This is a genomic window from Sphaerospermopsis sp. LEGE 08334, assembly GCF_015207205.1.
Lineage (GTDB): Bacteria > Cyanobacteriota > Cyanobacteriia > Cyanobacteriales > Nostocaceae > Sphaerospermopsis.
Genome location: NZ_JADEXH010000003.1, coordinates 95,046 through 117,765 on the forward strand (window position 1 = coordinate 95,046; position 22,720 = coordinate 117,765).

The following is a 22,720-nucleotide window of genomic DNA, read 5'->3' on the forward strand; positions in this document are numbered from 1 at the left end:
AGAAGGCAGAGTCTTTTCAACTGCATTCCCAGGTAAAACTTGGGAACGAGGGATTTTTTTATTAATGAACCACGTTCTGCGAAGCAGTTCCCGCAGGGTAGACACGAAGGACACGAAGAAGAGAAGAAAAGAAGAAGGAAAGAAGGGAAGAAGGAAGATTTTATTTTGGTGGCCAAGGTCCTATTATTTCTATTCCCTGTTTTTCTTTTTCTGCTAGTTCTAAATTCAATGTTAGCAGTTTTTCTAATATGTCTTCTTCTGGTTTAATTTTATAAGCTTCCATTACCAGTTTGTCTAGTTGTTGATGTAGTTTATAAAGTTGGCTACTCGGTTCGTTGAAGAATTTATTATATAGTGTGGTAATTCCCCATTGTTTTGTTTCCATCTGTTGGGTGCGGTATTGATGTAGTTCTTCAGCTTTGGCGCGGATTTTTTCTACTATTTTTATGTCTACTGTTTGCGGAAATGGAAAGGTTTCAAAACAGGTGTTATGAGTATATGCTATATCAGCTTTTAATGTTGATTTTTGAGCGTGCATCCATTCACGATGTATATTAGATGTAAGAATACCAAATATATAAAAATCGTCTGATGCTACAGCTTTAGTTTTATTACCTGGTAGCCATTCGGAAGGACAAGGAATAAAAATTGCCCATTTTGATACTTCTGGAACTGCAAAGTAAATTGATAAAGTAGAAAGTGCATTTCTCATAGCTGGTCTTTTTTCACCATATTTCCACCAATTGAGTCTCGTGACATTTCTACGGTTATTATCTCTTTGTGGTTTAACAGTTTGTTTAATATGTTCAAAAGGTAGTTGATAATCACTAGCATCCTCAATACTCATATCATTAAAATCAATAATCCATCTTTCAGGTTTACCATGAGGATTTTTTGCTAAATTTGCACCCATTGAAAATAATTTTAAAACCTCTTTATTTTTAGCATCTTTATTAATCCATTCGTGTACTTGTTTTTCAGTTACTACAAAACCTTCACCTACAGGAATTACACCTTGAAAACATTTATTCAAATTTGCTTTTAATCTAATAGCTTGAGAGACATCAATACTAGATTTTAGAGAAGAATTAATTTGTGATACTATCTGATCATCTAAATAATACTTTTCTGGTTGTTGCTTACACCAATTCACAATACTAACATGAACTTTAGCCTCACCAGACCAAGGTTGAGAAGAAATAGCTTCATGAATATAACCGCCATTTTGAGTAATATAATCTAAAGCCGCAATTCTGCTTTTACCTTGACTAATAGAATTAGTCGCAACTAAACCAACTCTACCATTTTCATCAATTTTATCATGTGCTAATCTAAACCAATAGGCACAAAAATCCACATCTTTAACTTTCGGAAATTGTTGAAAAATTCTATCTACATATTCATCATTTAATGTAATTCTAATATGTTTACCACCCAAAAAAGGCGGGTTTCCTATTATTGCATCTGCTTTTACCCATTCACTAAATAAAGCATCTTGACAAACAATATTATTATCTAAACTATCTAAAGGTAACGCAGGTTCAGTTAACTGTAAATTATCAATGGCAATTTTCCGCGCTATCATCAAAGTCACCCTTGCTAACTCTACCGCAAAAGGATTTGTATCCATCCCATAAAATTGTAAAGGAGTCACCAAACCCATCTGCATTTGTTTATCTTTGGATTTTCGCAGGGTAGAAATTTTTTCTAATAACAATATTTCAATTCTTTTTAACTCCTGATACGCTAAATACAGAAAATTACCTGAACCACAAGCAGGGTCTAAAATTCGATAACTTTGTAATTCTATTTGCAGTTTAGAAAGTTCTTTAACTGTATTTGCTGCTTCTATTCTCTCTTCCCAAAAACGGCTAATTGTGGGACGGACAATTTTCATTATATCCACTTCAGAAGTATAATGAATACCTCTCGCGTGACGTTCTTTTTTATCTACTGTTCCTTCAAATAAATTCCCAAAAATAGCCGGACGGACTTTACTCCAATTTTCTCTCGCTGATACATCTAAAAAGTTTAATTCTTCTCTAGTTAATTCTATAGGATGAATCACAGAAAATAAACCACCATTAAAATAATCTACACCTTGATAACGTCCTGTGGGTGTTTTTCCTGGTTGATTCATTTCCCGAAATAACCCACCCAAAACATCATAAGAACTCGCTCCTTTCATGCAATCTTGCACACAAGAAACAAACATATCACGGGGTAAAAGTTGTCTATCTTCTGCAAACATAGCTAACACACATTGCAAAATAAAACGCTGTGCTGTTAATTTTTCAATTCCTCTTTTTTCTAATTCTAATAATAATTCCCCCATCCGTCGGGCGGCGCGTTCTGTTACTTCTACCTGGTTATTTTGGAATACAGGGGTTTTTTGCCCTATTTCCATAAATGCCAATGCTCCAGCCCGTTCTGGCAGTTGCTCCAGAGATATTTTATCTACGGGTGTATCTAATTGAATATCAAAATCAAAAATCCAAAATTCATCAAAATTACATAAAATCACATATTTAGGACGATTTGGTACTAAACGAGTCCAATAATCAAATGCTTGGGAATAATGTTTATTTAGGTCTTCTCCCCGTTTTTTCATTTCAATTAAAACGCGGGGTTTCCAAACTAAATCAGCGAATCCGGTTTTTCCGGTTTTACTACTTTTTTTAATAGCTTCCTCGTAAGTTGCACCAGCTTCTAATGCTCCTTCATGACCAAAAGCACGAAAAAAGCGATCTAGAAATGTTTGCGCTTCTTTGCGTTCCTGTCCGGTGATATGTTGTTGGCAGAATTGCACGAATTTTGATAAACTTTCTGGGGTGGATGATGTCATATTGCTGGGGTATAAATATTCGGTTTTATTTGATATGTATAATTACAACATTATATGATAATTTACCGCAAGTGCAACAACAATAGGGAGCATCCCAAATGTGTAATTTTATTTTTTGGGAATCTTTGAATTGCTACAAAGTCCTAATATGAATGAACCGCAAAGAACGCAAAGGACACAAAGTTAAGAGGGTTTAAGAGAGTTTTTGGTATTGCTGAGTTGATTTTTTCAAAATTGGGATGCTCCCTAAAAATAAAGATAACTCAATTAAGTTAGGACTTACGCAAGATGTGACTGAAAACCTTATTCTTGCGTAGGGGTAATTCATGAATTACCCCTACTTTCGTTCCCTTTTGCGTAAGTCCTGTAAGTAAATCAAACTTAAAAAACGTCATACCCAGATCCCATTTAATCCAATTTCTACTCCATCATTTTCATCTGCTGATTAGCATTATTCTGCGCCTTTAACATTGCCTGTTTTAAAGATTGTTCCCCCAATAAAGCACTTAAAAATTGATTCTCAAAATTATTAACAATTACTGCTGGATATTTACCAAGTTGCCAAGGAGTAGCATCATCAAGACCTGCTACTAATGCAGACCTTAAATAATCTTGATCATAACCTAATTTCTTGGCTACAGATTTGCGAGTTGGTAAAGCAAAACCTGTTCCTGTCCACTTTTCCATTCCTTCTTTACCTGTCAAATAAGAAATTAATTCCCAAGCTGCTTTTTTATGTTTTGTTTGTTTATTCATGACATAGGCAACAGTATAAACCATTGTGCCTTTTTGATTATTAATTTTGGGGACTTCTGCGGTAGCAAAATCTAACTGGGGAAAGGTTTCTTGCAGATAAGGAATAGCCCAATTTCCCTCAATTACCATTGCCACTTTACCTTGTCCAAACATATCTGTACCTGAACTCGCACCAACATCTGATGGTAATGCTGATGTTTGATATTTTCGATATTGATCTATCACTAATTGTAAACCTTTTAAAGCTTTTTCACTAGCAAAGGTAGCATTACCATTTTCATCAATTAACTTTCCTCCAAAAGCTTGAATTTTGTAAACATGGCGTGATATTGCTGGACTTTCTCCAAACCCGTATCTATTAAGTTTACCTGTTAATTTTTGAGAGTAACTTAATAATTCATCCCAAGTAGTTGGCGGTTTATTGAAACCTGATTTTTTAAAAGCTTTTTTGTTATAAAATAAAGCCAAGGTAGAATAATCTTTAGGTATTCCATAAATATAGTTATGCGCTTTAAAAATTTCTAATAAATTTTGATCAAAATCTTGTAAATCAAATTTATCTATGATGTAATTATTGAGAGGTTCTAAAACATTTTTACTTATCAAAAAAGGAGCTTCTACAGCATCTAAATAAAATACATCTGGTGCAGCTTCACCAATTAAGCGAGTTTTAATTACATCCATATATTGATCAGAAATTAATTCATATTTAACTTTAATTTGGGGATGTTTGATTTCAAAATCTTGCAATACTTGTTTTAAAAGTTTTTGTTCTACAGGTGAACCACCCCAACCACTAAGTTTAATAGTAACTGCTGATTTGCTGGGTGGTAATTGGTGACAACTGATCACAATGATAGCCACTGTGATAATTAATATACAGAATTTTAACCATTTGTATTTGTTCATGGACAGATAAAAGTTTTTATTTTCTCATTTATAGATGCTGTAACTCCGGGAGCATCCCAATGAAATAAAAAATGACCGCAGCAACACTAAAAAATCTCTTAAACTCTCTTACCTTTGTGTCTTTTGCGCCCTTTGCGGTTCAATCATATTAAGCTTTGGGGCATATTATTTCCATAGACAAAAATGAATTTACACATTTGGGATGATCCCGTAACTCAAGACTCATCTTTAAGCAGTATGAATTTTTATTGAGAAATGGTATATAGAAGAACAAACAACTATTATTAACTGAAATTTTACTCATTTCGTCACCGCTAGACGATAGTTTATGGACTCGGTTAAAGTTGAAATATCTACTTCTTTAAATCTGGAAATTCCTCAGATTGATTCATTAAACAATGTTCTACGTTCTGAATCTCAATCTAGCTCTCGTTTTCCTAAAAATGCGATTCGTACCAGTTTACAAGCTTCTACTTTAGATGCTATTTTTGCCACAATTTTTTCTATTACTACTGGAGGAATTTTACTTAGTAATTTTTTGGTAGAATTAGATGCTAGTCCGGTAATTTTTGGGATGCTTTCTTCAATTCCCATGCTAGTAAATCTCATTCAGCCTTTAGGTGCTTATATCTCAGAACGCACTACTAGCAGGTTTCAATATTCGGCGCTGGTTTATGGAATTTCTCGCCTATTTTGGCTGTTTTTAGTAACAGGAATTATCTGTAAGAGTTGGGGATTGATCAATTCTCAGCAGTTGGTGATATTAACGCTGGTAATTGTCTTTTTTAGTCATCTCGTTGGGGGTTTGGGATGTGCATCTTGGATGAGTTGGTTAGCAATTATTGTTCCTAGAAGGTTACGGGGTAGATATTTTGGAATACGTAATAGTGCGGCCAGTTTAACTAATTTGTTATGTGTTCCTTTGGCGGGTTTTGCTGTTTCTCATTGGTTTGGGGGAACTCTTCAAGGTTATGGTGTGGTTTTGTTTGTGGGGATTTTATTTGGGTTAGTTAGTTTAGGTTGTCAGTATTTTAAAATTGATGTTAATCCCCAATTACAAAATACTTATATAGAAGTCACGCGAAATAAAGACAATGTAGGGGTAATTCATGAATTACCACTACCCAAGAATAAGGAAAATGATCAAAATTCCCATTTTTGGATATTTTTACTGTATTTCAGTTTATGGATGTTGGCTTTTAATCTTTGCGCCCCTTTTGTAAATCTTTATCTGCTGGAAACTTTAAATATAGATGTGGGTTGGGTGACTGTTTACAGCAGTCTGCAAGCAGGAGCAAATTTGTTAATGGTGGTTTTTTGGGGTAAGTTAGCAGATAAATTAGGAAATCGTCCGATTTTGATATTTGTGGGGATTATTGTTGCAGTTACGCCTTTATTTTGGTTTGGAATTGGTAACAGAAATTTAGATATTTGGTTGTGGCTACCACTATTACATATTTTTATCGGTGGTACTGGTGCTGCGGTGGATTTATGTAATAACAATTTGCAGATTGGTGTTACACCAGTCAGAAATCAATCTATTTATTTTGCGATCGCTGCTGCTATTGCCGGTGTAACTGGTGCTTTAGGGACAACTATCGGCGGTTTTATCGCTCAATCTCCCCATTTTGGCGGTTTATTAGGTTTATTTGCCCTTTCCAGTATTTGCAGACTAGCAGCATTGATCCCGCTTGTATTCATTAGGGAACAGGTGACAGGTGACAGGTGACAGGTGACAGTAGAGATGGGGAAGCAGGGGAAGATTAAGAACCCAATCACCAATCACCAATCACCAATCACCAATCACCTACTCTACACCAGTAGAAGTTAATGTCATTGTTTCCCACAAAACCATGTTAGGTGCGGTGGGCATGGGTTGGTGTAAAGATATTAACTGTGTCAAGGTATTTTTTAACTGAGTGCGGGGAACAATTTCATCTACAAAACCATGCTTGAGTAAGTCTTCAGCGGTTTGGAAATCTTCAGGTAGTTTTTCCCGCAGGGTTTGTTCAATAACTCGTCTGCCGGCAAAACCGATAGTGGCTTTGGGTTCCGCGATGATGATATCACCCAACATGGCAAAACTAGCGGTAACGCCTCCGGTGGTGGGATTTGTTAAGACGGGAATGTATAATAAACGAGCATCTTGATGGCGTTGTAAAGCACCGGAAATTTTCGCCATTTGCATTAAGGACAACATTCCTTCCTGCATTCTCGCACCACCAGAGGTACAAACGATAACGACAGGATAGCGGCGTTGTGTAGCTTGTTCTATTAAACGAGTGAGTTTTTCACCGACAACAGAACCCATACTACCACCCATAAAACGGAAGTCCATGACTCCTAAAGCGATGGGTAAACCGTTAATTTGCCCTAAACCGGTTTTTACTGCGTCTATTAAACCGACTTTTTCCTGAGTTTCCCGGATGCGATCGCTGTAGGGTTTGCGATCGCGGAATCCTAAAGGATCAGTGGGACGCAAATTTTCATCTATGGGTTTCCAAGTATTTGCATCAATTAACTGACGGATACGCTCATCACTATCGACTCGGTTATGATGACCGCATTCTGCACAAACCATTTGATTAGCTTTTAGGTCTTTAGCATAAGCCAAAACACCACATTTCGCGCATTTGTGCCATAAACCATCGGCTATTTCCCGTTCTTGTTTTTCTAAATGGGGAGATCCTGATTTACGCCGATTTGCAAACCAATCAAATAGAGACTTTAAACCGCGTGATTCTTCGTTGTTTGCCATTTTTATTGTTATTTAAGTAGGTATGAGATTCAACACAGGTCAATCAATTTTAGATTTTGGATTTTGGATTTTAGATTTTGGATTTTAGATTGACCTCACCTACTGCTGGAGCAGGTATTGTGAATTGTGGACTTGAGGTAAGTATTCAGAGGATAGACTACAGAAGTCAGAATAATAACGCCTTATAGCGTCAGCTTTGATAATTTTGCTAAAATCTTGCTTCTCTCTATTCCTGATTTTATAAGCACTCTGACTCCTGACTCCTGATGATTTTTCTTGGCTTGACTAAATCACCAAATTACGCTTGTAACCAATTTTCGACTTGATTTTGTATTTTTTGGTTGATAGCTTAATAAAAATGCTGCTGCCAATACAACTTTTTTCCAAACGTGTCAGGGGACTTAATTATATCAACGTATCGGCAAAGGTGTGAAAATACAAAACCCCCATGAAAATGAATCTTCCTCCTAATACATTATTTTTATTATTCAATGGTAAGCTATCAGCATTTATGACATTAGTTGTATTTGCCAACTGCCAAAAGTATTGTTTGACTGTAATACAATTCACAGGTTAATCTTACCAAAATATAAAGATCCAATGAAGTAATGCTGGTTACAGTCATGTGGTTACAGTCATGGAGGGTGTAGGTTGCTGAGGATGAGAATAAAAAACATTTAAATCTAATATTAAAGAAAAGTGATTTTAAAGTTTGAATTTGATGATAATAGGTGATTGGTGATTGGTGACTGGGAACAAGTAATTGGTAAGAATAAACTCTTGCCTTTTGCCTTCGTACTGACTCCTGCTATAAGTAAGTCGGCACGAAAAAACCAAGGTATGTAACAAAATGTAAAATTGATAAAAACCTTTTCCCTCCTGCCTTCTGCGTGGAAGCATCCCAATTTTGAAAAAAGAACCGCAGTAACACCAAAAACTCTCTGAAAATCTCTTACCTTTGTGTTCTTTGCGTTCTTTGTGGTTCAATCATATTAGGTCTTTGGAGCATTTTTACGTTAGATAAAAATAAATTTACACATTTGGGATGTTCCCTTCTGCCTCCTACCTCCTGCCTTGTCATAACGACAATTTTTAACGCCTACCTACTTAACTGATATATTTCAAGATGGTGGTAGCACAAACTGTAGGTAAGAAGACAAAATCGCTTCACCACCAAAAACAGCAATTACCGCCCCCAAAGCTAAGAAAGGACCAAAAGGCATTCTTTGTCCCATTTGATGACGTGAGAGCATAATTGCACCTCCACCTATTAATACTCCCAAAAAACAGGCCATAAAACTAGCTATTAGCAGATGCTTCCAACCTAACCAAGCGCCCATCATTGCTGCTAGTTTACCATCACCTCCACCCATGACGGGTTTTCCATAGGCTAGATAACCTAAAATTGAGATGCTATCAAACAGCCATAAGCCCAAGACTGTACCACCTATTCCAAACATTAGCTGTTTGATCCCACCCACCCAGCTATTTTCTGTTAAAAAACCTAAACCCATTTGAAAAACTAAGCCCAATACCAATCCCGACTTGGTAAGTTGACCGGGTAAAATCATTGTATCCCAGTCTATAAGAGATAGAGCTAATAACCAACTGCAAAAAGCCCAATAACCAATTGTTAAGGCTGAAAATTGAAATACCCAAAATACTATTAAAAATATAATTCCCGTTATCGCCTCTACCACTGGATAACGGGGAGAAATTTTGGTGTGACAATAACGACATCTTCCTTTTAACCACAACCAACCAAACACAGGTACATTATCATAAGCTTTTAATTGGTTTAAGCATTTAGGACAGCGAGAAGGCGGCCAAAGTAAGGATAATCCCGCAGGTAGGCGATAAACTACAACATTGATAAAGCTACCAATAGCAGCCCCCAAAGCGAAGACAATGATACTAGCAGGGACGAAAATCAATGTGTCCATATTGTCAGTTGTCATTCAGTAGTTATTAGTTATTAGTCATTAGTTATTAGTTGTTAGTTATTCTTCCCAATCACCTGTCACCAATCACCAATCACCTAATACATATACGATTCAATTTGTTGTAAGGGTATAAAACATTCCTGTGGTAAGAGAATGGGTTGCTGAGTAAAAATTACTTTACCCCGATGAGTGACGCGACTAATTGCTACTCCTGAAGCTTGCCCCACAATTTCAGGATGTACCTCACAGTAGGTATAGTAAATTTGCCCAGCGGCTTTGATCACGGTGGGATCTACCAAAGGGGTTTGGTTTGCTGGGGTGGTGAAATTTCCCTGTCCTTGTCGTGAAGCGTACACTATTAGTTGTTATGTTATTGATAGATTTGCTTCTAGTGTATCTGAAACTTTTAGCAAAAAACGCTAAAATTTTCTTCTAGTACAATCAAACTATTTTGTTTCCTTTGTTTCCAGAATTTTCATTAAAGCTTCACCCATTGCGCGACAACCTAAAAGATTCATTCCTGGGGACATAATATCTCCTGTGCGATCGCCTTGTTGTAAAACTTGTAACACTGCATTTTCTATTAAATCCGCTGCTGCTGGTTGATCTAAATCATACCGTAACATCATGGCTGCACTTAAAACCTGTGCTAAGGGGTTGGCTTTATCTTGTCCAGCAATATCGGGGGCTGAACCGTGGACGGGTTCATATACACCAGGTCCAGAAGCTCCCAAACTAGCAGAAGGTAACATCCCAATACTACCAGTTAACATGGCCGCAGCATCGGAAAGAATATCACCGAACAAGTTACCAGTAACAATAGTATCAAATTGTTTGGGGGCGCGGACTAATTGCATGGCGGCGTTATCTACATATAAATGTGATAATTCTACGTCAGGATATTCTGAAGCCAGCTTAGTCATTTTCTCCCGCCAAAGTTGAGATACATCTAATACATTGGCTTTATCCACGGAACAAAGTTTTCCGCCGCGTTTTTGGGCTGTTTCAAAGGCAACTTTACCAATTCTCTCAATTTCTGATTCCCTGTAAACCATCGTATTTACACCACGTCTTTCTCCGGCTTCGGTAGTAAAAATACCTTTAGGTTTACCGAAATAAATCCCACCTGTGAGTTCCCGCACTACCATAATATCTACACCTTCGACGACTTCTTTTTTTAAGGTAGATGCGTCTATGAGTTGGGGTAATATTTTAGCAGGTCGTAAATTTGCAAAGAGTTCTAAACCTGCTCTTAATCCTAATAAACCAGCTTCAGGACGTTTATCAGAGGGTAAACTGTCCCATTTATAACCACCGATAGCAGCGAGCAATACTGAATCACTGCTGCGACAAGTATCTAAAGTTGCAGATGGTAGAGGTTCACCGGTTTCATCTATCGCTGCACCACCGATGAGGGCGGTTTGAAAATCAAAGTTCAAATCAAAGCGTTTAGCGACGACTTTTAGCACGTCCACTGCTACGGCCATTATTTCTGGTCCAATACCATCTCCGGGAAGTAGGGTGATACGGTAGTTTTTTGTCATGGTTTTGTTAATGGGTGTTTGTTTGCAGATTAATTATCATACCAGTGAGTAGTCAGTTTTTGATATCTCACGCAAAGACGCAAAGACGCAAAGGAAGAACGCAAAAGGCATGGTAAAATATATGAGAACTTCTTTTATTTTCAATTTCTATCAATTTCCATCTGGTGTGACGTACTCTCCCAGTTGTGCGAAATTTTATCACTATAATTTAACGCAGATAAACGCAGATAAACACAGATAAAAGTGAAAAATAGCGGTAATCGTATGAATTTATGTTATTCTCAATATAGCAAATAAACCGGAGGCTACTAAAAATGACCCAAGAATTAATAGACCTCAGAAACAGTATTTTACAAGGAAATTATACAGAAGCTTTAGCAATTGTAGATGAATTAGAAGGAATGAGTAAAAAAGCAACAATCAGACAAATTAAATCATTCTTAAAAATACTACTCATTCATATAATTAAAAATCAAATAGAAAAAAGATTAACAAATTCTTGGATGGCTTCTATTCGTAATTCAATTAGAGAAGTTCAAGAAATCAATCTCAAAGAAAACAAAAAATCCTATTACATCAATGAAGATGAATGGGAAAATTTAATAGAAGAATCAGTTATAGAAGATGCGATCGCAGATGCTAGTTTAGAAATAATGAACGGTAAATATACTCGTTCTCAACTATCAACTATAGTAAATAGAAAGCAAGTTATCAACACAGCAATTACATTTTTATCTCTCACTTATACCTATTCACCCAAAGAATTACCAGCTATCATGGATGATTATTTAAGTCAGTTAACAGCAGATATTTAAATTTGCACATATTTACACTATAAACCTGATGAGAACTGCTTTTATTTTCAATTTTGATCAATTTTTATCTGGTGTAACGTACTCTCCCAGTTGTGCAAATCTGATTTCTATTCTTCTGCGTTTACTTCTGGTTGCTGGATCTTTTCTCGTATTGTTTTTAGCAAATCCTTGATTTTCTGGTAAAAATAATTGTGCTGCTGAATATGCTCTAAATTGGACTTTTTTAAATCGAGATAATCTAGTTTTATTTTGCGCTTTTTGCAGTTCTTTGACTACTGATAATGCTCGCATTAAACCTAAATCAGTATTAGAACGAGGACATAAGGTGTTAATATTTTGATTACCTGTGGCAACATTTTCTAGGTGATTATCTAAAGGTTTTAATGTTTGATTATTGGGGGTATCACACTTGAGAAAATTTACAGGTTGATCATCTGTATGACCTATAATTTCTAGTACCTCAGTTTCATTATTACATTGTTCTTGTTCAGAAAGGGTTTCTTCAATTAATTTTAATATTTTCCCTGGTTTGTTACCTTGCAAAATATCACTTTTTAAGTTATTTGGTAAAACTGCACTCCCTGATTCAAAACTATATTGTTCAGAAGGAAGGTTAATAATTTTCGGTTCACAAACTATCCCTGGTGGTTCTGGTGGTTTTTTTTGAGATACCACAAATACTAATAATAAGGTAATAATCATAAATGCGTTAGACATTAAATCTGTAAAGGATGTCCAAATTGTAAAGGTTTCGCTATTATTATTAGAATTATTGCGATTTCTTCTTTGCATATCTATATTGATTGTAGAGGTTTAAATGTAGGGGTTTAGCAATGCTAAACTCCTACACATCATACATGATCATATTTTAATTTTGTGATTGTTGAAATTGTTGGAAGTTGGTTAATAATACAGATAGGTTACTATTAATTTGTTGCAACATTTGGGAATTTTGATTGAGTTGGTTTGCGGTAGTTTGTAGTTGATTAACTTGATTTCCTAACATGGCTGCTAATTGGGGTATATTATTGTTAGATGATTGGGTTGCATTGTTGATTAATCCTGCTAATTGTTGGAGGTTTGTATTATATTCTCCTACTTGAAAACTATGTTGATTTAAAGATGTGACAATTTGGTTAACATGATTATTAAATGTTTCGGTAGAGGTGGAAATACTGTTAACATTTTGCAAGAGACTATCTGTAACGTTAGTGAGATTTTGTTGATTATTTTGTATGAGGTTTTTGACATCGTTAGAATTACTAATTAATGTGTTACTGAGACTTTTCATATTATCTTTATTAGTTTGAGATAATTTTTGGATTTCTTGGGAGTTATTGATTAAGCTATCACTGAGATTTTCTAAACTATCTCCATATTTTTCTAGGGAAGATATAGATTTTTCAAATGATTTTGATGATGTGAGTAAGGATGAGGAAATATCGGAAAATTTTGTGCTTAATGTGGCTATTTTGTTAGTCGCATTACTTAAAACATTTGCTCCCGTTTGCATGGTTTGGGAAGATTGATTAACAATAGTTTGAAAGTTGTTTGCTGAGGTGTTAATTTTATCTGTAGCTTCTGTGATAGCAGTTGCAAATTTTTTGGTGTTTTGATCTAAACCTAAAAGGAAACTTTTTAAGCTATCAGAGTAGTTATCAATAGATGTAATTAACTGATCTATTTTGCTGGTATTTTGAATGTTTAGCAAAAATTCATTATCAATGTAATGTTCTAGGGAGATGATTAAATTTTCTTTTTCTATTTCTAATTCTGATACGGGGTAAAATTTTACTAAAAAAATACTACAAGCTAATGCAAATAAACTACTACCAAAAGCTACACCCATTGAGTTAACAATATTTGGTAAAATTGTTTGTATGTCTACTTCACCTCCTAGATTACCGCTAATTAATAACAAATTTAAAGTAATTCCTAAAAAAGTACCAAATAATCCAATTGATAAGAGGAAATTTGGCAAAGATTGATAATAACGTTTATTTTTTTCCCAGTCTTTTAAGTGAGAATTTGTCACACTGTCTATTAAAGCTGCTTTATTAATTTGTTCATATTTTGTTTGATGACGATTATAAACATCTATAATTGCATTTGCAATTCCTTGTTTTAAAGATGGTTGAAATTGATTTTGTAATTTTTTTCTGATGTCATAACCATCCCATGTCAAATAAATAGTTAATATTGCAAATCCCAACACTACGAAATATGAAAAATATTGTCTACTGGATGGGATGAAAGCATAAATGAGAATAAATACCACGCCTAAACTTAATATAGCATTGCGAATTTTATTGTTCATAATTTTCCTGTTTGATTAATTTTACAGCAGTTTCGAGGTAAATGAGGTACAAGGTTAATAGGCAGGATGCCTGTTCCACAAGGGTTTTATGATTTGAGTTTGTACCTCACTGGTATGAAATATGCTGTATTTTGACTTTTTGAAAAATTCCCTGTCAGATACCCGAATTTTTTATTTAATCGTGACAAGAAATTATGGTTTATTAACAGAAGTCGGCGATCTTACCCCTGAATCATTAACGTAAAAATACTTAATAAATCAACCAAGGTAAATTTCACCCATCATAGCATATTTGGTATATTATAGATTAAGTAAAATTTCTTAATATTTGCTCATGCTGAAGATGAAGAAGGGGATCATCTGTGTGATGGTGGTGCTATATGAATAATGTCGGTGGAAAATATCAACTGCTCAAAATTTTAGGAAGTGGTAATTTTGGGACAACTTATTTAGCAGTGGATCAGTATGGACAAAACTACGCGGTTAAACAATTGACATTTTCTAGTAATAAACCAGAGGAAATAGCGATCGCTCAAAGCAAGTTTAATGATGAGAAAGAAATTTTACAAAAGTTGCAAGCTCATCAACAAATTCCTGATTTTGTAGATTATATCGCAGAAAATCAACAATATTATTTAGGGATCTGGATATCAAAAATTGCTATATCTGAATACTTACTTCCAATCTTTTTTGTCTGATTCAGACATCCTCTAATAAGAAGTCACTAAAACCTCACTAATATTACCCCGGTTATTAGCATTAGAATTAATGGATCTGGCAGCGGAAATTGCATGAATATTAAACCGACGATAAAGATCACGAATAAAATCACAATCTGAATTTGCTAACATTACCTTAACACCCCGGTTAGCTAATTCTGCAAATACATCTCTTAATTGTTGCTGCTGTTTTTCCCCAAATAAATATTTACTATAAGCTGTAAAATTACTGGTTTCACTCAGAGGTTGATAGGGAGGATCAAAAAACACAAAATCATCACTGCTAGTAGCATAATTCAAAACTGTGGTAAAATCTGCGTTTTCAATGTCTACTGTAGCAAGTGCTTTTGATGCAAGTCTTAAAACATCTTCTTGACAAATACCAGGATTTTTATATCTACCTAAAGGTACGTTAAATTTACCTTGAGAATTGACCCGATATAAACCATTAAAACAGGTTTTATTCAGGTAAATAAACCTAGCTGCTTTCTGTAAATCTGTTCCTTGCGAATTAGAACGTATTTTATAATAATAATCTCCATGATATTTAGTATGTTTTTCCTTGTGTTTTTGTAGAAGTTCAATTAACTCATCAACATGATCTCTAACACAGCGATAAGTAGTAATTAAATCAGCATTAATATCAGTTAAAACAGCTTGGGAAAATATGTTTTGTGCTTGGAGATGAAAAAAAACCGCCCCTCCACCTAAAAAGGGTTCATAATAATTCTGATAATTTGTGGGAAAATATTTTTGATATTGAGAAATCAACCTACCTTTACCTCCCGCCCACTTTAAAAAAGGACGCGGGTAAGTTGTTTGAGAAACTTTACTAATCATATATATTTATATTTCTATATTTCTATTAAAATTACCAATTACCAATTACCAATTACCCATTACCAATTATTTATTTTATATGAATTGAGCAATTTTCAACCCTATAGACTACAATTAAGTTAAATAAGCACCTGAAAACAAACTATAGTTTATAACAAGGCAGTCTATATTCAAATGTTTGATGGATTTTGGGATAACGTATTTCGCTACCCCCGGTACTTGGTTACTATCGTATTAGGTCTTTTGCTGAATACCTTTCAGCCATTGATGCCTTTTTTAAAACGCCCAGGTACTCTAATAGCAGTGCTTGGTTTATTAGTAGGAGGGTTCTTTTTCGTAACTTTGACTCTCCGGGCGATGCTGGGTTTGAGTACAATCTAAACTAAAACCTGCATAGGGTTTAAACATCAGGACAATTGCTGTAAGTTTCACAGCTATTATCCTGAAGTTGCATCTATATCATATCGTAAAACCTCTGTGAGAAGGCGGAATTTATATGGCTACAAATCGCCGCGTTTCCCGCGTTGCTGAATTAATTAAACGGGAAGTTAGCCAAATGTTGCTCAACGGTATTAAAGATGATCGTGTGGGTACAGGAATGGTGAGTGTCACCGATGTAGATGTTTCCGGTGACTTGCAACACGCTAAAATTTTCGTCAGTATTTATGGGACCCAGGAAGCTAAAGCTGAAACAATGGAGGGTTTAAAATCAGCAACTGGTTATGTCCGTAGTGAACTAGGTGCTAGAGTAAGGCTGCGTCGTACTCCAGAAGTGATCTTTGTTGAGGATCGCTCTCTTGAACGTGGTACTAAAGTGCTGAGTTTATTAAACCAACTTCAGCAGGAGCGTCAAACAGAAAGCATTGCAGAAGATGAGGAAGATTTTTCCCAATAGTTAACTTAATATCCAGATCCCCGACTTCTTTAAAAAATCGGGGATCTATCATCTATTTTACGTTTAATTATAGCAGAAGGCAGGAGGTAAAACATCCTTGCGGCTTGGGTTTTGGTTGTTCCGTTTGTACATCATGGATGTGCAATCTGCTGTATGTTGATGTAATTAAAAATAAGAAACTTAAAAATACTTATTAAAAATACTTAATGGAATGATATGATGAATTATTGGTTAATTAAATTTTATATCACTGATTACGAAGAGTCACAAATAGAAAGCAGCACAGTTTAAAAATGTTTAAAAAATGTTTAAAAAATTGTTAACAAATGCTGGCTATAAAATTTAGTGGTGTAACTTAGCCATTGTGATCAGATTTCAAATTTTTAGATGTTGGATTGGCAATAGCCTGATGTATCTAAATTTTGCAAATCTATTGGTCGCACTTGTATGGTATAACGTATAAAAAAGTACAAAACATAACCAATTTCCGGCACAAGATACCAGGTATATTTTTTGGTAAAAATCCATGACGCTGTAGCTAGAAAAGGCTTTACAAGGGCTAAAAGTGATTATTGGGAATCTCAATAATAATTTTTTGATACATAATATTAGAAAATACTAGATTAAATTGTAACCATAGGTATATAGATATTAAAGTGTGAACCTGTTAATAGTAGCTGCAAGGCATTACCAATCAGCCAAATTTTAAATGTTGGGATGCACAATTGGAAATGGAGTTAATATTAGTGTTGTGCTTCCTTGACAAACTTAACATTTCTTTAGATAATTTATAGGTGTATAGCGTCAAAATGATAATAGTTCCGTATAGCAAACTACAAAACCTAGCCACAGGTCTAAATTATTGCCATTTTCTTTCCTGATGAAAATCGGGAATACTATCTAAATGTAAATTTGTGAGTAAAAACAATGAGTGTGAATACGGTGCCTTCTATCAATTACTACTCTCTCGACGTAATCCAGGACGAAGCACGCCAACTGGTGCAGAAGGGAATGGTGAGCCGTCAACAGCCAATATATACACTCTGCCAATACATCCCTGCTAGAGAGTGGGTTTGTGTTGAATATGAATTGGAGAAGTGTGACTTTTTATTGCGCGATCGCATTGGGGATTTAATTGGTCGTGAAGAATGGGAAAACGACTAATTAGAATCAAAGGTTGGTTTTAAATCGGGTGTTGATTTTTGATGTGTGGATTTAACAGGAAATATTTCCCTGTCCATCATCTATTCTCAACTATGAACACAGAACAATTAAAGTCTGAATTTATACTACTTTTCCAGTGAGCGATATTGACGATGGCCTGAGCCTCCCCATCGTGATTTTGAATAAGTAGTCATTATTTTATTTATACTTGTCCAGAGTTTATGACTTTGGGCAAGTATATTTTTTGTCAGGAGGCAGGAGTTATGTATTTTGGATTTTGGATTTTGGATTTTGGATTTTGGATTTTGGATTGTTTTTGTCAACTCCAATCTAAAATCTAAAATCTAAAATCTAAAATTTTCTTCCCCAATCACCAATCACCAATCACCAATCACCTATCCCACCTGTTCTAAATACTGGTTAATATCCTCAATCATGCGAGTGAGTTCAGCTTCTGTGGTTAAGCGAATACCAACATTACGAACTGTTAACAGCACTTTTGCTGCAAAGGGGGTAGGCCAGATATTGGGATTACAAAAAACTTCTAAAAATACCTCTCCTGTGTAGCGATACTCTAAAGGAGGCTGGGGAGTAACTTTACTACCAGGTGTAGGTTTAGCTGCAACAGCTTTGAGACTGAGCATTAATTGATCTATTGCTGCTTTTAATTCTCTTGCTGCTGCGGGTGAGAAACTGAAAGATATAGAACCATCTCCTAGATTTAATGTTAAAGGGTTAGAAGACATAGGGCTTTTTGATTAAAACTTCTTAGTAATTACATATATTATCAATTGAAAATTGACAATTGACAATTAACAATTTTTTTATGGGTATTTGGGTTAGCTGACTTTATTTAAAATAAATCTCAATAATTGGGCGAAAAATTGAGAGTTTATGGATAAGAATATTCGTTACTGCGTAAGACTTTGATACATTTTATTTGTGTTTATTTTTGCTTTAGGTCTTAAAGTAGAAATTATAGATCGTGATGTGATCAATGTGCTATGACTTACGATAACCGTGCGGAAGTTAAAAAGGTTTTAATTATTACTCTGCTCCTCAATTTATTTGTAATGGGACTCAAAGCATTTGTGGGGTACTCAACAGGTTCTCTAAGTTTGTTGGCTGACGCATTGCATAGTGTGACAGATAGCGCCAATAACGTTTTAGGATTAGTTGCTAGTAAATTTTCTTCCCCCCGTCCAGATCGAGAGCATCCCTACGGACATCATAAATTTGAAGCTGTGGGAGCTTTAGGAATAGCGGCGTTTTTAGGTATAGCTTGTTTTGAAATTCTCCAAGGAGCTATTGAGAGAATTATTAAAGGTGGTTCACCTGTGAAAATATCAGGTTCTGAGTTGTGGTTATTGCTAATTGTATTAGGAGTAAATATATTTGTGGCGTTCTATGAACGTAATGTTGGTAGGCGGGTAGGTAGTTCAATTTTAATTGCTGATGCTACACATACCATGAGTGATGTGTGGGTGACTATTTCTGTGTTGGGGGGGTTAATAGGAATTTGGTGGTTAAATTTTCAATGGTTAGATGTGGTGTTAGCTTTTCCCGTAGCTTTGTTAGTATTTTGGAGTGGATGGTCAGTTTTAAAAGAGAATTTACCTTGGTTAGTGGATCAGATAGCGATCGCTCCTGAAGCTATTCATGCGATCGCAATTTCTGTTCCTGGAGTAATTAATTGCCATGATATCGCTTCTCGTGGTGTTTTGGGTCGTCAAGTTTTTATAGAAATGCACTTAATAGTAGATGCACCAGATGTAGAAACTGCTCATCATATTACCGAAGAAGTAGAAAGTCAACTACAACAACGCTTTAGTCCAGTGAGAATTTTAATTCATGTTGAACCACCAGCATACAAATCTGAAAGTATTACCTTTGAAAATGGAGCAACTTAACGAAGGCAGGGGGCAGGAGGCTTATTGTACAGAGATTTAAACCCTGCTCCAAAAACAAAAAATTTTTGCCTTGAAAGGCGAAGTTTTAGACTCGATTTTTTCGATAAAATATTTTCATTTTCAGGATATTTTCATTCGTTCTAATTACCGAATTAACACTTAGAAAATGTGACTATGTTGGCGATAATTTCTACATTGGTGTTGGGAATGGAAAGAAATCTTTGCAAATAACTTCTTTGGCTATCCTCACATCGGTATAATATTAATATGGTTCGATAGATTTTCCATAAACAAAAATTGTAGAAAATTGTGTAAAAAAAATAAATTCCTAAATTCTCTACCAATGTATTTTATTACGTCCTCTGTGTGTAGACAATTTATACATTGATTTTTCCATAATTATCAGTAAGTATAATCATAAATTATGAATCAAATAAATCAGAACAATATCATTAGTAATTTACAAGTAGACTTAACAAGTTGTGACAGAGAACCCATACATATACCTGGTTGTATTCAATCTCATGGAGTGCTTTTAGCTTTAAAAGAACCAGAATTAACTATTGTCCAAATTAGTGATAATACATTTAAGCTGCTGGGAATGCACCCCCATGAATTACTAAATCAAACGTTGGATAAACTACTGGACAATGAGCAAATTCATTTGTTATCAGATTGTTTAGGACAGGAAAATTTACAGTTTAGTAATTTCCTTGAATTTAGCATCCAAGTAGGTAATAAATTAGTAGATTTTGATGTAATTATTTATCGTTGCCAAGGAATCATCATTTTAGAATTAGAACCAAATTTATTAGAAAAAAGCCATAAATTTTTCAATTTTTATCCTTTAATCAAGTTAACCATTTCTCAACTCAAGAATGCAACAAATGTCACCCATTTGAGCCAAATACTTGCTCAAGAAGTACGAAGAATTACTGGGTTTGACAGAGTGATGGTTTATCGCTTTGATGAGAATTGGAATGGTAGAGTAATTGCAGAAGCGAAACTAGAGAATTTAACTGCTTATTTAGATTTGCACTATCCAGCTACAGATATTCCCCAACAAGCTAGAAAACTCTACACTCAAAATTGGCTCAGACTCATACCAGATGTCAACTATCAATCAGCAGCAATTATTCCTACCAATAACCCATTAACAGAACAACCTTTAGATTTAAGTAATGCAGTGCTAAGGAGTGTTTCACCCATACATATTGAATATATGAAAAATATGGGTGTAACAGCATCAATGTCAATTTCTATCATCAAAAATCAAACCCTGTGGGGATTAATTGCTTGTCATCATCAATCACCTAAATATATACCTTATGAAATTCGCAATGCGTGTGAATTTTTAGGACATATAACATCTATAGAATTGGGTGCAAAAGAGGATAGTGAAGATACTGAATATAAATTGCAGTTGAAATCTATTCATTCCAAGTTAGTGGAATATATGTCTAGAGAAACAAATTTTATTGCAGGTTTAACTAATTATCAACCTAATTTATTAGAACTTGTCAACGCAACCGGGGCAGCAGTTTATTTTGATGGTGAATATATTACTATTGGTAACACACCTGAACAACTGGATATACAAAATTTAATCAGATGGATAAATCACAATCTGCATGAAGAAATTTTTGCCACTAATGAGTTAGCCAAAATTTATCCAGCAGCAGAAAAATTTCGAGATGTAGCTAGTGGTTTGTTAGTAATTTCTATTGCCAAAAGTCAGAAAAACTATGTTTTATGGTTTCGTCCAGAAGTTTTGCAAACAGTAGCTTGGGGAGGAAATCCCCATAAAGCTGTAGAATTAAATGAAAATGGAGATATGCGTTTATCACCCCGCAAATCCTTTGATTTGTGGAAAGAAACAGTACGTTTAAAATCTCTTCCTTGGAAATCCTGTGAAATAAATGCAGCTTTAGATTTGAGAAATGCTATTATTGGTGTGGTACTGCGGAAAGTAGATGAACTTGCCCAGTTAAATATGGAATTAGAACGCAGTAACAGCGAATTAGATGCTTTTGCTTATATTGCATCCCATGATTTAAAAGAACCATTGCGCGGGATTCATAATTACTCTAATTTCCTCATCGAAGATTATGGTGACATCCTCAACGAAAATGGTAGGGCTAAATTACAAACCTTAGTGCGCTTAACTCAGCGCATGGAAGATTTGATTGATTCATTATTACATTTTTCCCGCTTAGGAAGGGTAGACCTTTCTATGCAGCAAACAGACCTCAATCAAGTTATACATCGGATTTTAGATTTGTTGAGTCCTCGCATAGAAGAGACAGGAATAGAAATTCGCATTCCTCAACCTTTACCAACAGTATATTGCGATCGCATTCAAGTAGGTGAAGTATTTAGTAATTTGATTGCTAATGCCATAAAATACAATGATAAAGCCGAAAAATGGATAGAAATAGGTTATATTTATAGAAATGAAACATTAATATTGTACGTTAAAGACAACGGTATTGGCATTCGAGAAAAACACTTTGATGCTATTTTTCGCATCTTTAAAAGACTGCATGGACCAAACAAATTTGGTGGTGGTACAGGCGCAGGACTCACCATTGCTAAAAAAATTGTGGAACGGCATAGTGGTAAAATATGGGTAGAGTCAAGCTATGGTGAAGGAAGTACCTTTTATTTCACATTAGCAGGAAGTGGAATTTAACTGTAAGAAGTAAAAAGTCAGGAGTCAGGAGTAAAAAATCAGGAATTTTACATTTTACTATTCCCCGTCCTAACAGATATGAAACTGCAACAAACGAACATGATTTAACAGAAAAATTACGGGTTTATATTTTTTATGGAGCAACCTTCAACAAAATGTATAATTGGTAAAAACACCCAACCTTTGCTAGTTGTTGAAGATAGTGATGAAGACTTTGAAGCCTTTTATAGAATTATCAAGCAACAAGCACTGATCAATCCGATAATTCGTTGTACAGATGGTGATGATGCCCTCGATTACCTATATCATAATGGCATATATGGTGACATCCAAACTTATCCCCCTCCAGCAATTATTTTACTGGATCTGAATTTACCGGGAACTGATGGTAGAGAAGTTTTACAACAAATTAAACAGGATGAAAATTTAAAAAAAATTCCTGTCGTTATATTCACCACTTCTTCTAATCCCAAGGATATTGATATATGTTACCAATACTCGGTTGCTAGTTATATTTTAAAACCTATAGATATCAAAAGACTAATCAAAACTATTCAAGTTTTTTTAACCTACTGGCTAGAGATTGTCATTCTTCCTGAAACTTTTAACTAAT

General features: G+C 35.0%; 19 protein-coding genes. 9 read left to right on the top strand and 10 right to left on the bottom strand.

The genetic code is table 11. From position 1 onward, the window contains the following. Positions 1-160: 160 nt before the first annotated feature. Together IQ237_RS02805 and IQ237_RS02810 are read right to left on the bottom strand one after the other, a co-directional pair. The gene (locus IQ237_RS02805; RefSeq protein ID WP_194052058.1) at positions 161-2,845 is read right to left on the bottom strand and encodes a DNA methyltransferase; all 2,685 of its coding nucleotides are present in this window, start codon (positions 2,843-2,845) and stop codon (positions 161-163) included. Positions 2,846-3,265: 420 nt separating this feature from the next. Beyond that, positions 3,266-4,510, bottom strand: coding sequence for an ABC transporter substrate-binding protein (locus tag IQ237_RS02810; RefSeq protein ID WP_194052059.1), 1,245 nt, complete (start codon positions 4,508-4,510; stop codon positions 3,266-3,268). A 328-nt stretch (positions 4,511-4,838) separates the two neighbouring features. Here IQ237_RS02810 and IQ237_RS02815 point away from each other — a divergent pair, with 328 nt between their 5' ends. Continuing rightward, a complete protein-coding gene (locus IQ237_RS02815; RefSeq protein WP_194052060.1) occupies positions 4,839-6,239 on the top strand; it encodes an MFS transporter in 1,401 nt (466 codons plus the stop codon). 78 nt (positions 6,240-6,317) lie between these two features. Here the strand turns inward: IQ237_RS02815 and accD are convergent, their stop codons facing one another. The 4 genes from accD to leuB form a co-directional block, all read right to left on the bottom strand. Further along, the gene (gene accD / locus IQ237_RS02820; protein WP_194052061.1) at positions 6,318-7,268 is read right to left on the bottom strand and encodes an acetyl-CoA carboxylase, carboxyltransferase subunit beta; all 951 of its coding nucleotides are present in this window, start codon (positions 7,266-7,268) and stop codon (positions 6,318-6,320) included. 1,121 nt (positions 7,269-8,389) lie between these two features. Continuing rightward, positions 8,390-9,211, bottom strand: a complete 822-nt coding sequence (locus tag IQ237_RS02825) for an A24 family peptidase (RefSeq protein ID WP_194052239.1) — start codon at positions 9,209-9,211, stop codon at positions 8,390-8,392. 95 nt (positions 9,212-9,306) lie between these two features. Then, complete coding sequence (locus tag IQ237_RS02830; RefSeq protein WP_096568332.1) at positions 9,307-9,567, bottom strand: hypothetical protein; 261 nt, start codon at positions 9,565-9,567, stop codon at positions 9,307-9,309. Positions 9,568-9,657: 90 nt separating this feature from the next. Continuing rightward, positions 9,658-10,755, bottom strand: a complete 1,098-nt coding sequence (gene leuB / locus IQ237_RS02835) for a 3-isopropylmalate dehydrogenase (RefSeq protein WP_194052062.1) — start codon at positions 10,753-10,755, stop codon at positions 9,658-9,660. A 314-nt stretch (positions 10,756-11,069) separates the two neighbouring features. On the opposite strand from leuB, the gene IQ237_RS02840 reads away from it, so the two are divergent. Beyond that, positions 11,070-11,570 carry a DUF29 family protein gene (locus IQ237_RS02840; protein WP_194052063.1) on the top strand — a complete coding sequence of 167 codons (501 nt, stop codon included), beginning with the start codon at positions 11,070-11,072 and terminating at the stop codon, positions 11,568-11,570. Between the two features lie 57 nt (positions 11,571-11,627). Here the strand turns inward: IQ237_RS02840 and IQ237_RS02845 are convergent, their stop codons facing one another. Together IQ237_RS02845 and IQ237_RS02850 are read right to left on the bottom strand one after the other, a co-directional pair. Further along, a complete protein-coding gene (locus tag IQ237_RS02845; protein ID WP_194052064.1) occupies positions 11,628-12,362 on the bottom strand; it encodes a flagellar motor protein in 735 nt (244 codons plus the stop codon). A gap of 76 nt (positions 12,363-12,438) precedes the next feature. Further along, the gene (locus IQ237_RS02850) at positions 12,439-13,887 is read right to left on the bottom strand and encodes a hypothetical protein (protein ID WP_194052065.1); all 1,449 of its coding nucleotides are present in this window, start codon (positions 13,885-13,887) and stop codon (positions 12,439-12,441) included. 380 nt (positions 13,888-14,267) lie between these two features. Here IQ237_RS02850 and IQ237_RS02855 point away from each other — a divergent pair, with 380 nt between their 5' ends. Continuing rightward, on the top strand, positions 14,268-14,585 hold the full coding sequence (locus IQ237_RS02855; protein ID WP_194052066.1) for a hypothetical protein: 318 nt from the start codon (positions 14,268-14,270) through the stop codon (positions 14,583-14,585). Between the two features lie 12 nt (positions 14,586-14,597). On the opposite strand, the gene IQ237_RS02860 is transcribed toward IQ237_RS02855, so the two are convergent. Beyond that, positions 14,598-15,446 carry a DNA adenine methylase gene (locus IQ237_RS02860; RefSeq protein ID WP_194052067.1) on the bottom strand — a complete coding sequence of 283 codons (849 nt, stop codon included), beginning with the start codon at positions 15,444-15,446 and terminating at the stop codon, positions 14,598-14,600. 174 nt (positions 15,447-15,620) lie between these two features. Here IQ237_RS02860 and IQ237_RS02865 point away from each other — a divergent pair, with 174 nt between their 5' ends. The 3 genes from IQ237_RS02865 (at position 15,621) to IQ237_RS02875 (ending at position 17,505) form a co-directional block, all read left to right on the top strand. After that, positions 15,621-15,827 (top strand): DUF751 family protein, encoded by a 207-nt coding sequence (locus IQ237_RS02865; RefSeq protein ID WP_096568315.1) that lies wholly within the window; start codon positions 15,621-15,623, stop codon positions 15,825-15,827. A gap of 115 nt (positions 15,828-15,942) precedes the next feature. Continuing rightward, a complete protein-coding gene (gene rbfA, locus IQ237_RS02870; protein ID WP_096568313.1) occupies positions 15,943-16,341 on the top strand; it encodes a 30S ribosome-binding factor RbfA in 399 nt (132 codons plus the stop codon). A 927-nt stretch (positions 16,342-17,268) separates the two neighbouring features. Continuing rightward, positions 17,269-17,505 (top strand): DUF4327 family protein, encoded by a 237-nt coding sequence (locus IQ237_RS02875; RefSeq protein WP_096568309.1) that lies wholly within the window; start codon positions 17,269-17,271, stop codon positions 17,503-17,505. A 395-nt stretch (positions 17,506-17,900) separates the two neighbouring features. Here IQ237_RS02875 and IQ237_RS02880 read toward each other — a convergent pair whose 3' ends face one another. Continuing rightward, complete coding sequence (locus tag IQ237_RS02880; RefSeq protein WP_194052068.1) at positions 17,901-18,251, bottom strand: hypothetical protein; 351 nt, start codon at positions 18,249-18,251, stop codon at positions 17,901-17,903. A 258-nt stretch (positions 18,252-18,509) separates the two neighbouring features. Between IQ237_RS02880 and IQ237_RS02885 the strand changes: the two genes are divergently transcribed. From IQ237_RS02885 to IQ237_RS02895, 3 genes are all read left to right on the top strand, one after another. Beyond that, entirely contained in the window at positions 18,510-19,415 is a 906-nt protein-coding gene (locus tag IQ237_RS02885) for a cation diffusion facilitator family transporter (RefSeq protein WP_194052069.1), read from the top strand. Positions 19,416-19,839: 424 nt separating this feature from the next. Then, positions 19,840-22,107: an ATP-binding protein gene (locus IQ237_RS02890; RefSeq protein ID WP_194052078.1), complete on the top strand. Its 2,268-nt coding sequence runs from the start codon at positions 19,840-19,842 to the stop codon at positions 22,105-22,107. A 159-nt stretch (positions 22,108-22,266) separates the two neighbouring features. Continuing rightward, positions 22,267-22,719: a response regulator gene (locus tag IQ237_RS02895; RefSeq protein ID WP_194052241.1), complete on the top strand. Its 453-nt coding sequence runs from the start codon at positions 22,267-22,269 to the stop codon at positions 22,717-22,719. The last annotated feature ends 1 nt before the right edge of the window (position 22,720 follow it).

What these genes read in the sequence shown, in the direction of transcription:
- IQ237_RS02840 (WP_194052063.1), top strand. Translation starts at nt 11,070, where the DNA reads ATGACCCAAGAATTAATAGACCTCAGAAACAGTATTTTACAAGGAAAT.
- IQ237_RS02865 (WP_096568315.1), top strand. Translation starts at nt 15,621, where the DNA reads ATGTTTGATGGATTTTGGGATAACGTATTTCGCTACCCCCGGTACTTG.
- IQ237_RS02860 (WP_194052067.1), bottom strand. Translation starts at nt 15,446, where the DNA reads ATGATTAGTAAAGTTTCTCAAACAACTTACCCGCGTCCTTTTTTAAAG.
- IQ237_RS02815 (WP_194052060.1), top strand. Translation starts at nt 4,839, where the DNA reads ATGGACTCGGTTAAAGTTGAAATATCTACTTCTTTAAATCTGGAAATT.
- IQ237_RS02845 (WP_194052064.1), bottom strand. Translation starts at nt 12,362, where the DNA reads ATGCAAAGAAGAAATCGCAATAATTCTAATAATAATAGCGAAACCTTT.
- IQ237_RS02810 (WP_194052059.1), bottom strand. Translation starts at nt 4,510, where the DNA reads ATGAACAAATACAAATGGTTAAAATTCTGTATATTAATTATCACAGTG.
- IQ237_RS02885 (WP_194052069.1), top strand. Translation starts at nt 18,510, where the DNA reads ATGACTTACGATAACCGTGCGGAAGTTAAAAAGGTTTTAATTATTACT.
- IQ237_RS02880 (WP_194052068.1), bottom strand. Translation starts at nt 18,251, where the DNA reads ATGTCTTCTAACCCTTTAACATTAAATCTAGGAGATGGTTCTATATCT.
- IQ237_RS02825 (WP_194052239.1), bottom strand. Translation starts at nt 9,211, where the DNA reads ATGGACACATTGATTTTCGTCCCTGCTAGTATCATTGTCTTCGCTTTG.
- IQ237_RS02875 (WP_096568309.1), top strand. Translation starts at nt 17,269, where the DNA reads ATGAGTGTGAATACGGTGCCTTCTATCAATTACTACTCTCTCGACGTA.
- IQ237_RS02890 (WP_194052078.1), top strand. Translation starts at nt 19,840, where the DNA reads ATGAATCAAATAAATCAGAACAATATCATTAGTAATTTACAAGTAGAC.
- IQ237_RS02805 (WP_194052058.1), bottom strand. Translation starts at nt 2,845, where the DNA reads ATGACATCATCCACCCCAGAAAGTTTATCAAAATTCGTGCAATTCTGC.
- leuB (WP_194052062.1), bottom strand. Translation starts at nt 10,755, where the DNA reads ATGACAAAAAACTACCGTATCACCCTACTTCCCGGAGATGGTATTGGA.
- IQ237_RS02850 (WP_194052065.1), bottom strand. Translation starts at nt 13,887, where the DNA reads ATGAACAATAAAATTCGCAATGCTATATTAAGTTTAGGCGTGGTATTT.
- accD (WP_194052061.1), bottom strand. Translation starts at nt 7,268, where the DNA reads ATGGCAAACAACGAAGAATCACGCGGTTTAAAGTCTCTATTTGATTGG.
- rbfA (WP_096568313.1), top strand. Translation starts at nt 15,943, where the DNA reads ATGGCTACAAATCGCCGCGTTTCCCGCGTTGCTGAATTAATTAAACGG.
- IQ237_RS02855 (WP_194052066.1), top strand. Translation starts at nt 14,268, where the DNA reads ATGAATAATGTCGGTGGAAAATATCAACTGCTCAAAATTTTAGGAAGT.